Source organism: Bacillus yapensis (assembly GCF_005280205.1).
GTDB classification, from domain to species: Bacteria; Bacillota; Bacilli; order Bacillales; family Cytobacillaceae; genus Robertmurraya; species Robertmurraya yapensis.
This window is the reverse complement of sequence record NZ_SUND01000011.1, coordinates 60,730-74,203: the sequence shown is the minus strand read 5'-3', so window position 1 is coordinate 74,203 and position 13,474 is coordinate 60,730. Positions and strand designations below refer to the sequence as shown.

The window sequence follows — 13,474 nt, the reverse complement described above, 5'->3', positions numbered from 1 at the left end:
GGATGCAACAAAATTGGAACCTGAATTTAAATAACATTCCAGAAGAATTACATTTAATCCTTAATCTTCTAAGCGTGAAAAATACGAGCGAGTCCCCAAAAATAGATTGGGATCAGTTTATAGATTTAGCAAAGCACCATAGAGCGTACCCAGGTCTTGCTTCGAAATGGGTATTAATGGAAGAGTCGATTCCATCTAAAGTCAAGCAAACGATTAAACAACTATATCAAAGAAACACGTTATACATGCTGTACTTAAGCGCAGAAATGGAGAATATTAACAAGCTTTTTCAAACTGAAAATATAAATCTCTTATTCTTAAAAGGTCCACTACTAGGTACTGATTTATATGGCGATGTCTCCCTGAGAACGTCCAATGACCTAGATATTCTCGTCCCTATTGAACAGCTTGAACAAGCAGAAGACCTTCTTTTACACCAAGGCTATGTAAAAGATGAATACTTTGACACACAATTCAATGATTGGAAGTGGAGGCACCACCACCTATCTTTTTTCCATCAGGAGAAGGGGATTAAAATCGAAGTCCATTGGAGATTAAATCCTGGACCAGGACGGGAGCCTCGTTTCTCAGAATTATGGGCGCGGAGAAGGGGAATTAAGGAAACTTACACTCTTGCAAAAGAAGACCTATTTTATTTCTTGGTTTTACATGGAGCACGACATGGATGGTCACGTTTGCGTTGGTTAATGGATATTTTCCAAATGCTAAAACTAGAAATGAATTGGGAAGAAGTTTATCTAGTATTTAAGAAGTATCATCAAATACATATTGCTGGGCAGGCACTGATTCTCGTTTCTGTTCTTTTTAACTCTCCACTACCTAAGGGGACAGAGAGATTTCTTCAAAATAAGCGATCTCATCTATTAGCACAGAAGGCGATCTTTTATTTTGAAAGGAGAGTGAGCTTGCATTCGTCCTCTGTTCCAAAGGATATAGCAGACTATCATTCGCGTCACTTGTTTTCCTTAATGTCAATACAACAAAAATGCCTGTTTATCCTGTCTCTATATTATCCATTGCCGGAGGATGTACAGGTACTGCCTTTACCTAAATTGTTGCGCTTTTTGTATTTTCCATTACGTCCAGTTACGTGGCTGCTGAAAAAAACTAGAAAACATGTACTAACATAGGAGGATCGGCTAGTGAAACAAGCTTTGTACTTTTTAAAGCAAATACATGAACATACAGGTAGGACTTTATATCTTAACCTTTTTGCTACGACTCTGATTAGTTTGCTTGATGGAGTCGGGATCTTACTATTGCTTCCGATGATTAGTATGAGTGGGTTTGTGAACATAGAAACAGAAGGAACCCCATTATCTAGTGCCTTTTTGTTCTTTGAAGACTTGTCTAGTACAGCTGGGCTTTCAATTATACTAGGTATATTTGTATTCATTACGATTATCCAAAGCTTGTTAAGCAGGCATATTACGATAAAAAATACAACCATACAAAACAGCTTTTTAAGACATTTGAGAGTGGAAACTTATGAAGCTATCCTTCATGCCAAATGGCCATTTTTTATAAAAAAAAGAAAATCAGATCTTATTAATCTCATCACAGCCGAGATAGCTCGTGCCAGTATAGGTACCTATTCACTTTTACAGTTTCTATCTTCTTTTGTATTTACCTTGATACAAATCATCATTGCTTTTTGGATATCAACTAGTATTACCGTATTTGTTCTATTAAGTGGAGTCATCTTAATCTTGTTTTCTCGCCATTTTTTAAAAAGGTCACTTGCTTTAGGAACCCAAAGTTTTGAATTAGGAAAAAATGTTTTAGCAGGTATCACGGATCAAATTAACGGAATTAAGGATGTAAAAAGTAATATGTTGGAAAAGTCTAGGATGAATTGGTTTCGCTCGATTACCTTAGATATGCAAAAGCAACAGGTTAATTATGCAAATCTAAAAACCAAATCTCAATTTTATTATAAAGTTGCATCATCCGTATTAATCGCAGTATTTATCTTGACTGCCGTAAATGTATACAACGCACAAGCTGGTCAGTTGGTACTTATAATCGTTATTTTTTCAAGGCTATGGCCACGAGTGACGGGAATCCAGTCATCCTTGGAACAAATCGCAACTACATTGCCATCTTTTAGGGCTGTAATCGCTTTGCAAGAGGAGTGTAAACAAGTAAGGGAGTTTCATGAGGAGGAAGTTCGAGGTGTAAAAGCACTTCAATTAAGTCAGGGAATTGAATGCCATAATGTTCATTTTCGGTACTTACTGGATCAACCGAAATTTGCTTTAGAAAATGTCAATATAAGAATACCAGCGAAAAGAATGACAGCTATCGTTGGAAAATCTGGGGCTGGAAAGAGCACGTTAATTGATTTATTAATGGGGCTTAACCAACCGGAACAAGGCGACATACTTCTTGATGGAAAGCCACTTAATAAAGAGAACTTATTGTCACTTAGGAAGGCTATTAGCTATGTTCCACAGGAGCCTTTCTTATTTAATGGGAGCGTTAGAGACAATCTCATGCTAGTCGCACCAAATGCTACGGACGAGGAACTGTGGGAGGCTATTACGTTTTCTTCGGCCGATGAGTTTGTTCAGCAGCTTCCGAATGGCTTAGAAACCATTGTAGGTGACCGAGGTATCAGGCTTTCTGGTGGTGAAAGACAGCGGCTTGTTTTAGCTAGGTCAATTCTTAGGAAACCTTCAATTCTTGTATTAGATGAAGCGACAAGCGCTTTAGATATTGAAAACGAAGAAAGGATTCAAGAGGCTCTTAGAAGATTAAGAGGCACAATGACGATTATTGTTATCGCTCATCGGATATCGACTGTTCGTAATGCAGACCAAGTTATTGTTTTAGATGAAGGAAAGGTTATTCAAAAAGGCGGTTTCGTCGAATTGTCAAAAGAAAAGAGTGGAATGTTTAGCAGTTTGATAGGGAAACAAGTTAGGGTTCTATCGTAAAATTTTTCTAAAAGTATAATCCCTTTGAATTGGAGAAGATGTGATGAGTGCGATTGCTGGAATCTATTACACAGAAGAAAAAATTCCTTTGAATCTTGGGCAACGAATGATGCAAGCACTAGGAAAATTTCCAGCAGATGACGTAAAAATGTGGAACAAGGAAAATGTGTTTTTGGGGTGCCATGCCCAGTGGATCACACCAGAATCGATTGGTGAGCCATTGCCTTATTATGATTATGATAGACAATTGGTCATTACGTCAGATGCCATGATTGATAATCGTGAGGAATTATTTGATAGATTAGGAGTTCAACGACGAGAAGATAGGCTAATGCCCGATAGTCAGCTACTCATTCTTGCCTATTCGAAATGGGGCGAGGAATTTCCTAAACAATTGGTTGGTGACTTTGCTTTTATGATTTGGGATGAGCGAAAACAAAAGCTATTTGGAGCGAGAGATTTTTCGGGTGCAAGAACCCTTTATTATTACAATGATGTGCAGCGATTTGCTTTTTGCACTGTCATTGAGCCACTACTTAAGCTACCGTATATCAAAAAGCAATTAAATGAAGAGTGGTTGGCTGAGTATTTGTCGATACCAAACATGATCGATTCAGTCGATGTAAGAAAAACGGTTCTTAAAGATATCCTACAAGTTCCACCTTCCCATACAATTACAGTTACGAATGGAAAAGTTAAGCTCTCCAAATTTAATATACTATCTTTTGATAGAGAAATTAGATTTAAGAATGATGAGGAATATATTGAGGCTTTCCGAGATATTTTTCAAAAATCGGTTGATTCAAAACTACGTACATTTAAATCGGTCGGTTCACAATTAAGCGGTGGACTTGATTCAGGATCGGTCGTTAGCTTTGCTTCTAGAACATTACAAAAACAAAATAAGACTTTACATACCTATAGTTCGATTCCTGTAGAAAGTTTTAATGACTATACACCAAGGCATCAAGTGCCGGATGAACGTCCATTTATAGGTGCAACGGTAGAGTATGTCGGGAATATAGAAGATCAATATTTAAGTCTAGAGGGAAAAAACCCATATAGCAATATTGACGATTGGTTAGAAATTATGGAAATGCCCTATAAATTTTTTGAAAATTCTCATTGGATTAAGGGGATTTTTGAGCAAGCCAGTAAAGATGGTATGGGGATTCTATTAAGCGGGGCTAGAGGGAATTTTACGATTTCTTGGGGACCTGGATTAGACTATTACAGCTATTTGCTAAAGAACATGAAGTGGATTCGGTTCGTGAGGGAATTTCAGTCTTATAGTAGAACAATGGGCGTGGGTAGATCAAAGCTACTATCAGTTATAAGTAAAAGGGCCATTCCTTCTTTAAGCAAAAGTGGTGACTATCAATTCCCTATGCTTATCAATCCTGATTTTGCTAAAGAGACGAGTATTTATAATAAGCTACAAGACTATGGTATGGCGGAAGATGGAAGATTTCCTGATCTTTCACTTTCTAGAGAACAGAAGTACTTCTTAGATAATGAATTTGTTTGGAATGCGAATGGTACATCTTTTTCAAAGTTTTCCTTGCAGTATGGAGTGTTGATGCGCGATCCAACGAATGATATTCGAGTGATTAATTATTGTTTGTCCCTTCCTTTAGAGCAATTTTTTAATAATGGGATGGATCGTGCCCTGATTAGAAATGCAACAGAAGGGTATCTACCAGATAAAGTGAGATTAAATCAGTACTTCCGTGGCGTACAAGGAGCGGATTGGGTTCATCGTATGGGAGGTAATTGGTTAGATTTGATTGACGAGGCAAAACAAATGCTCTCAGATAAAGACATAAATTCATTTTTGAATATTGAAACATTAAGAAAGGCAATTTCTAAAGAAATGGAAGGTCCAGAAGGAAATGTTGTTCCTAGTCCGGAAATTCGAATTTTGATGCGTAGTATAATCGTCTATCGATTTCTTAAATCAATTTCCCTTAAAGGAGGTGATACATATGAAAAAGGAATGGAAAGCGCCAACACTACAATTATTGGATATTAGAGAGACCATGGCAGGGAGTTGGGAAGGTGGCCATGATTTAATTTTTGATTTCGATGATAAAGGTTGGGTTCCGGATCCGCTACCTGGCCCAATTTTTGGTGGCGGTGGTGGTGGTGGAAATCACGACAGTTAATTAAACTAATTTGAGGTTTTACCTAAGTATTATCATTTTTTTAAAACATAGCTATTCTATTAACCCCCATACAATTCAATTTGTATGGGGGTTATTTTTTTTGAATACTGATACATAGAATCTGGGTTGTGAGTGCGGAAATCTTTGGTGTGCTGATGGCAACTATCCAATGCTTGTCTAAAATAGGCTTCATTTCTAGAGGAATAGCCGTTTCTTAACAGTAAAAATTGAATAAATTATGATAGATGAATTAGAAGGAGGTGTTATTATGAGTTCTAATAATTGCGGAAGAGATCAATCTCCTCAAACAGTTAATGTATACAAAATCTATCAAACAAGTCCAAGAAAAGAAAGTAATGCTAATGACGTTCTTGCAGCAAACCAACAACTACTTACCGCTATGTTAAATAGACGTCAACAGAGCTCGTTCAATCCTGGCCAAATCCTTAATGACGTTGCAAATTCAACATTAGCTTCATTACGTGCTAAAAGTTGTATTGTAGATAGCCTTGCCAGGTCGTTCAATTTATAAATAATGATCAAAAACGGTATTGTATACAATGGTAGATGATGATGTATCTATAGCTCTATAAGTATTTTCGTTTGGGAGATAGCTATCTTATAATAGCACCGATTTAGTAAGTTGATAGCCACACTAACTACGGCTGGTGTGGCTATCATGTATTTTAATGTTATTAGAAGGCTCAATACGCAAAGACGAATATTTACTAAAAAAACAATATAATTTGATAATTTAGAAATTTTATCATTGACACCGCAATAAACTACTTATATATTATTAGAATGAACTAATACTTTCTTGCTCCAAATTAATGTAAAAAGTGAGGTGTTCAGATGTATAGATTCTATTGTCGTCTCTATCAATGGGTTTTGAAGCTAGGTACGTTTCTTCTCCCGTGGAGAAAACCGGAATTGCTGTCTGGTGAAGAAAGTCTAAAGAAGTTGCCAAAATTGATTAACAACCTTAAAATTGAAAGCGTTTTAATTGTGACTGATAAAGGAATTACTTCAATAAAATTGATGGATGCTTTTTTACAAGGGTTACAAGACGAGAATATAAATTTCTTTATCTATGATAAAACTGTACCCAATCCCACAATTGATAACATAGAAGAAGCTCTTCAAATGTACAAGGCGAATCAATGCCAAGGTATCGTTGCATTTGGCGGAGGTTCACCAATGGATTGTGCAAAAGGTGTTGGGGCTAGGGTAGCAAAGCCTAGAAAAACTATTCCACAGATGAAGGGTCTATTCAAAGTAATGAAAAAACTGCCTCCGTTATTTATGGTTCCTACTACAGCTGGAACTGGAAGTGAAGCAACTCTTGCGGCTGTGGTTTCTAATAGTGAGACACATGAGAAGTATGCGCTTATGGATATATCGCTGATTCCTCATTATGCAGTGCTTGATCCTTTGCTTACTGTGAACCTTCCACCACACATTACAGCGGCTACAGGAATTGATGCTCTGACACATGCAGTTGAAGCTTATATCGGTAAAAGTAATACAAGGGAAACGAGAGAATGTAGTAAAGAGGCTGTTAAATTGATATTTGAAAATCTTTTTGAAGCGTATTCGAATGGTTCGAACCTAACTGCTCGAAAAAATATGCAAACCGCTGCCTATTTAGCAGGAATTGCTTTTACCCGGGCTTACGTTGGCAACGTTCATGCAATTGCCCACACATTAGGAGGATTTTATTCTGTTCCCCAGTGATTGGCCAATGCCATCGTTTTACCGTATGTACTTGACTATTATGGAGATTCTATACATAAGCCTCTCGCTGAGCTTGCTGATTTAATAGGAATTAGCGAATTTGGTCATACTGAAGAAAAGAAGGCAAAAAAATTTATCGAAGCCATTAAACAGTTGAACCAAGATATGAAAATACCTACAAAAGTGAATGGGATTGAGGACAGGGATATTCCAGTGATGGTTGATCGTGCCCTCGATGAAGCAAATCCACTTTATCCAGTACCGAAAATTCTAACAAAACGTGAAATGTATGAACTTTATCAACTAATTAAGGAGTAATTATTGAATTACATATTATAAATTGATATATTATAATTCATAAATACGTATTCAATGATGTGATCAAGTAAATAAGAATTGTGAACCAGAAAATATAGCCTTGGCTGAAAGCTATATCACCCCTTCTTATTGAACCCTACCACGGAGATGTTAGCAAAACTAACCGAGTCGTTTCGTTACAAACGTTAGAGGACTTTAATCTTTTTATTAAAGTCGAACTAAGGTGGTACCACGTCTATTAAGCATAAAGACGTCCTTTATTAGGACTCTTTATGCTTTTTTATTTTATTTTTTCAGGAGGAAAAAGACAATGTCTCAAAACACAAACGATTTTTCAAAATGGTATATTGATACCATTCAAAAGGCGGATTTAATGGATTACACGCCTGTACGTGGATGTATTGCATTTAAGCCAGATGGTTACGAACTATGGGAGCATATTCAAACAGAAATGGATAAACGCTTTAAAGAAACGGGCCATCGTAATGCCTATTTCCCAATGTTAATTCCAGAATCATTTTTCCAAAAGGAAAAGGACCATATCGAAGGATTCTCACCAGAACTTCCTTGGGTAACAGAAGCGGCAGGAGAACAGTTAGAAGAACGTTTAGCATTACGTCCGACTTCAGAAACAATGATTGGACACTTGTATTCTAACTGGATTAAAAGCTATCGCGACCTTCCAGTCTTAATTAATCAATGGGCTAATGTATTCCGTTGGGAAAAGAAAACTCTTCCATTCATCCGTACTTCTGAGTTCCTATGGCAGGAAGGTCATACGGCTCATGTCGATGAAGAAGATGCTCGTAAAGAAACGATGCAAATGTTGAATATTTATAAGGAAGTTGTAGAAGGATTGTTGGCGATTCCAGTTTATGATGGAGAAAAGACACCATCAGAACGTTTTGCTGGTGCCGTAGATACTTTTTCTATTGAAGCAATGATGAAGGATGGAAAAGCTGTCCAAGCTGGTACTTCACATTACTTAGGTACAAAATTTGCAGAAGCATTTGATATTAAATACTTAACTAAAGAAAATAAACATACTCATGTCCACACAACTTCATGGGGAACTTCTACACGCTTAATCGGTTCAGTGATCATGGTGCATGGTGATGAGCAAGGTCTAGTTTTACCACCAAAGATCGCCCCAACTCAAGTTGTGTTGATCCCAGTTGGACCATGGAAAAAGAACCCTGCCATTATTGAGAAATTAGACGAGATCTTTGCAGCGTTAAAGGCAAAAGGAATTCGCGTTCGTCTTGATGATTCCGATCAATCACCTGGTTTCAAATTCAACGAATGGGAGCTAAAAGGGGTACCTGTACGTGTTGAACTTGGACCTCGTGATTTAGAAAATAATCAGGCTTTAATGAAAGCGCGTGATGAAGGTGAGAAAGTTTCCGTGTCTCTAGAATCCGTTGTGGAAAGCATTGAAAAAGAACTTGAAACAATGCAAACTCGACTGTTAGAAAAAGCAAAAGCGTTCCGTGCAGAGCATTCACACACACATATCGATTCACTGGAACAATTAAACCAACATCTAGCGGAATCTGAACAAAATGACAAAATTCCTGGTTGGATTTTAGCTGGTTGGTGTGGAGACGATGTTTGTGAAGAAAATGTAAAAGAACAAACCAAGTTCACAACTCGTAACATTCCATTTAACCCACCAACAACGAAGCATACTTGCATCAACTGTGGCAAGGAAGCAAAACATACAGTTTGGTTTGCTCGTGCTTATTAATAGGAATAGTTAATTAGGGAAATCCCAAATAAAAAGTAAAACTCGCCAGTTTCATCAATGGCGAGTTTCTTTATTTAGAAACGGATTACTTGCGATACGGTTCACCGTAACGTATCTAATTGGGTTGATTGAGGAATAGCATCCCTTAATTAAGTAACAAAAACAGGAAAGGAAAATAGGAGGAAATTTTTCCGTTATACGTAAACTGGAACTCGCTTCTGCATATATAAACGGAGTTTTTCCGATTATGCAAAGAAAAAGCCCTCAAAATTGCATTTTAAGAGTCCATAGACGGACTTTCTCCGTTTATTTACGTCTCAATTAATAAAAATTACTTATTAAGCGGAATTTTTCCTTTTAATATTAGAATTGGGTACTTAACCTTATCCCAAAACTGAGAAGTGTGGAGGCTCTCGATCCTTGATTTTTCTTTGATACATACAGTATGAAAATAGTAGTCGACACTACATGTGAACATTAATTGAACATGCGAAAACATCGCATGAGAAAACAATCGAATTTGTCTTGCATTTTATTTTAAGGTCAAGTAATATCAAATTATATTTTTATGTGAAGTACTTCACAATTATATGTGAAAATATTCACATTACCCAGATGGTATACAAAAGAGAGGGGCATACAACATGGATAAGCCAAAAGTAGTTATACTCGGTGCAGGTTATGGTGGACTTATTGCGAGCAGAGAATTAGAAAAGATATTAAGTGAAGGAGAAGCGGATGTTACATTAATCAACAAACATGATTATCACTATATTTCTACACAATTACACAAAATCGGAGCTGGTACAGCTTCTGATCATAAAGTTGCTTTGCACATTCCAGATTTATTAAAGACAAATCTTGTGAAATTCAAAAAAGCAGTTGTGTCAAATGTGGATTTTAACGACAAGAATATCGTTTTAGATAATGGTGAAACATTGGAATATGATTATCTATTAATTGCTTTAGGATTTGATGTAGATACTTTTGGAATTCCTGGAGTTGAAGAGAACTCTTTTAAGATTCGTAGTTTTAGAAGCTCAAAAGCAATTCAGAATCATATTACAAAGGAGTTTACCGCATACAAAGAGGATCAGGATCCGTCTCACTTAACATTTGTTGTTGCAGGAGCCGGTTTTACAGGAATCGAGATGGTCGGAGAACTCGTAGATAAACTTCCAAAGCTTTGTAAGCAATACGATATTCCGGTAAAAGAAACAAGAATCATCAATGTGGAAGCATCCGATTCGATACTACCGTTCTTTGATCGTAAAGCGATTGATTTTACCACTGCTTATTTGAAAAATAGTGGTGTGGAATTGATGACTTCTACAAAAATTGTTGAATGTAAAAAGGAATCCATCGCTTTGGATAATGGCTTCCAAATACCTGCAAGAACCTTGATTTGGTCTGGTGGAGTTAGAGCGAATAAACTATTAGAAAAATGGAATTTACAATTGGTTAAAGGGCGAATTCCGGTGGATGAATACCTTAGAGTAAAAGGGCTTGATGGAGTATTCTGTGTTGGGGATGCATCACTGTTCGCGAAGGAAGATCAAACTGCTTTGCCAGCTACAGCACAGGTTGCTATTCAACAAGCTCAAACATGCGGACCGAATATTGCTGCAACAATACGAGGAGAGGCTTTAAAGCCATTTACTTATAGTCATAAAGGAACCGTTGCATCAATCGGATTGAAGGTTGCGGTAGGGAATGTATTCGGAGTGAAGATGACCGGATTATTCGCAGCCTTAATGAAACAAGTAGTGGAAGCAAGATATTTATTCGTTTTAGGAGGACCTGTGTTTATGGTGAAGGAAATATTAAATCTGAATCCCAAAAAAGGTTCTACCCAGACGGTTTCTTCTAGATAGAGAGAAGAGCGGATGACTTAGAATTCGGTTTTTTCTTAAGGCACAATCCCTTGATTAAAAAGGGGATGTGCCTATTTTTGTTAGTAGGCGATCACGAAAAAGTTGGTCTAGATAAAGAAGTTAAAAAATATAGTGTTTTTTAGGAACTCATAATGAAATTGGATCGAGTTAAAGGAAATATGAAATTTGTAACGAATAATACTTTTGAGTTATTTGCCAGGAGAAGAATAGAAAATGGGGCCGTACAGAAAAGTGCTCCTTCTTCTTTTTTTTAAATGTGTAAACGTTTACTTTTTATGATTATGTAAACGTTTACACCAAAACGAAAGGAGGTGATATCGAGACTGCTATTAATCAGTTTTTAGATAAGAAATATCTTTGCTTCTTGCATCGGGTCAAGACTACAAATGGCTATCTCATTTTATTGACGAGGAGTGTATAGGTTGAAAAAGAAAATATTCTCGATGTTTGTTGGTACTCTTGTCTTGGTAGGCACGTTGTTAATTAGTAGCGCAAGTGCAATTACTCCCTCAAATGTAACCATGATCTCCAGGGTGACTGGTGCAACACCTTCTGGGGAAACGATGCCAAACCCTAATCAAACTCATGCGAATTATGATGTAGGTGGTACAGACCTAGGCATCGTATGGGACAAAGGTGGAGGAGAATACTTCATTGCTTTTGGCGATACGAATAATACGGCAGGAAATTGGAATAGAAGTAATATTCTAGCCATTTCTTCGGATAAGAATTTGGAAGATGGACTCTCATTTTCAACGATGATTCAAAGCTCACCAGGATATGCAAAAGAAATTATTCCTTCCAAAAAAATAAATAATGACGAACAGACCGTTATCCCTACAGCTGGAATAACCGTTGGCAATCGGCATTATATTCACTATATGTCTGTCAATCATTGGGGAGATGCGGGAAGATGGTATACAAACTACTCGGGGATTGCCTATTCTGATGATAACGGTCAAAACTGGGTAAAGCATCCTACGGCAAGATGGTACAATAATACATCTACTTGGGATAGCAAGTTCCAGATGGCCGCTTTTGTGAAGGATGGCGGATTTGTTTATATGTATGCTACGCCAAATGGCCGTTTTGGAAATGTGTATCTTGCTAGAGTTCCAGAAAATAATCTGCTGAATATTGGTGATTACAGGTATTGGGATGGAAATGGTTGGGTAACAGATCAAGCGAAGGCTAAAGAGGTAGCAATCGGAGTCGCTGGCGAAATGTCTGTTGCGTACAATACTCATTTTAAACGGTTTATCATGACGTACTTAAACGAGGATCGTCAAGCCATCGTTATGCGTGACGCGCCAACTCCAGTTGGTCCTTGGAGTGGTGAGAAAATTTTGGTTCCAGGTAATTTCACTGGATTAGGACAATATAATGCTTTCATGCACCCATTATCCAGTAATAGTTCAACATTGTATTTTATCATGTCGACTTGGTATCCAGACTATAATACCCATTTAATGAAAGTAACATTGAACGACGACATGATAAGTGACAATATGATCTCCGATCCAAGCTTTGAAACACAAACGGCAACACCGATCATGGCCCCGTGGTATGTTGAGGGCGAAGGTGGACTTGATCGGAATCTTGGAAATGCTCGTACAGGACAAAATAATGGATATATTCGAAACGGCAGTGGTTGGAATGCTATTAAACAGCGGGTTGTGGTACAACCGAATACGAATTATACTCTGAAAGGCTGGGTACGTTCTTCCTCCAATAATTCAGAAGGATATTTTGGAGTAAGAGTTCCGAACGATGGGGCTGTCATAAAAGAGAATAAGTTTGGGTCACTTTCGAATTATACGGAACAAACCGTCACTTTTAACTCTGGGCCGAATAGTGTTGTTGAACTGTATACGGGCATTTGGGCTAATGGTGATACTTGGGCTCAGGTAGACGATGTTAGCTTGATTAGAGAAAATAACCTTGTCGGGGATGCTGGATTCGAGACTCAATCATCGTCACTACTTTCGTCACCTTGGTATACAAATGGTAATGCTGGAGTTGACAGGAATCTTGGTTTCGCACATTCTGGTGTGAACAATGCTTTCGCTAGGTACAATAGTGGTTGGAACGCAGTAAAACAGGAAATTTTCGTTGAGCCGAACCAAACGTACACATTAACAGGATGGATTAAGACGTCTTCGAACAATAGTGAGGGCTATTTTGGTGCAAGATTACTGAATGGTGGAGCGATACTAAATGAAACTCAGTTTTCTAGTCTCGCCAATTATACAAAACAAACTATAACATTCAACTCGGGGAATAATCACAGCATTGAAATATATGCTGGGACATGGGCCAATAACGGTGATACATGGATTCAAGTGGATGATTTTAGTGTGACTAAAAATTAACCCAGATTAATAGTTTAGTCTCGCAAACTATAATTTTATCTATAGATAGAAAGGTGGAAACATTTTGAGTGGTTTCTGCCTTTTTTTCTTTTTCGAAGTAGCAGACTCATGCTATTTACAGAATGTATCGTTCGTATAAATATAGAAAACCAGAAATTTTTCTTGATGTTCCAATTAAAATTCATAAAAACACGAACGTTTTAATCTGTTGACAAATAAATATTCGTATTATATACTCGTTATTGTGCTTGGAAGAAGGCATTAAAAATTCATTTCTCTC

Annotated in this window: 8 protein-coding genes, 1 pseudogene and 1 other annotated feature; all 9 genes and pseudogenes read left to right on the top strand. The window is 37.3% G+C overall.

What is annotated here, in order from left to right:
* Nucleotides 1–2: 2 nt before the first annotated feature.
* Nucleotides 3–1,151 carry a nucleotidyltransferase domain-containing protein gene (locus FAR12_RS13920; RefSeq protein WP_126409267.1) on the top strand — a complete coding sequence of 383 codons (1,149 nt, stop codon included), beginning with the start codon at nucleotides 3–5 and terminating at the stop codon, nucleotides 1,149–1,151.
* 12 nt (nucleotides 1,152–1,163) lie between these two features.
* Nucleotides 1,164–2,960, top strand: coding sequence for an ABC transporter ATP-binding protein (locus FAR12_RS13915; RefSeq protein ID WP_126409266.1), 1,797 nt, complete (start codon nucleotides 1,164–1,166; stop codon nucleotides 2,958–2,960).
* Between the two features lie 43 nt (nucleotides 2,961–3,003).
* The gene (locus FAR12_RS13910) at nucleotides 3,004–4,992 is read left to right on the top strand and encodes an asparagine synthase-related protein (protein ID WP_126409265.1); all 1,989 of its coding nucleotides are present in this window, start codon (nucleotides 3,004–3,006) and stop codon (nucleotides 4,990–4,992) included.
* Nucleotides 4,946–5,125, top strand: a complete 180-nt coding sequence (locus tag FAR12_RS23990) for a paeninodin family lasso peptide (RefSeq protein ID WP_126409264.1) — start codon at nucleotides 4,946–4,948, stop codon at nucleotides 5,123–5,125. The genes FAR12_RS13910 and FAR12_RS23990 overlap by 47 nt, the downstream gene beginning before the upstream one ends.
* A gap of 238 nt (nucleotides 5,126–5,363) precedes the next feature.
* A complete protein-coding gene (locus FAR12_RS13900; protein ID WP_170972205.1) occupies nucleotides 5,364–5,657 on the top strand; it encodes a hypothetical protein in 294 nt (97 codons plus the stop codon).
* A gap of 323 nt (nucleotides 5,658–5,980) precedes the next feature.
* Nucleotides 5,981–7,180, top strand: a pseudogene (locus tag FAR12_RS13895) (iron-containing alcohol dehydrogenase).
* A 45-nt stretch (nucleotides 7,181–7,225) separates the two neighbouring features.
* Nucleotides 7,226–7,441 (top strand) — a binding site (T-box leader).
* A gap of 49 nt (nucleotides 7,442–7,490) precedes the next feature.
* Entirely contained in the window at nucleotides 7,491–8,927 is a 1,437-nt protein-coding gene (gene proS / locus FAR12_RS13890) for a proline--tRNA ligase (RefSeq protein WP_126409262.1), read from the top strand.
* Nucleotides 8,928–9,571: 644 nt separating this feature from the next.
* Nucleotides 9,572–10,801: an NAD(P)/FAD-dependent oxidoreductase gene (locus tag FAR12_RS13885; RefSeq protein ID WP_126409261.1), complete on the top strand. Its 1,230-nt coding sequence runs from the start codon at nucleotides 9,572–9,574 to the stop codon at nucleotides 10,799–10,801.
* 443 nt (nucleotides 10,802–11,244) lie between these two features.
* Complete coding sequence (locus tag FAR12_RS13880; RefSeq protein ID WP_212734394.1) at nucleotides 11,245–13,194, top strand: glycoside hydrolase family 183 protein; 1,950 nt, start codon at nucleotides 11,245–11,247, stop codon at nucleotides 13,192–13,194.
* The last annotated feature ends 280 nt before the right edge of the window (nucleotides 13,195–13,474 follow it).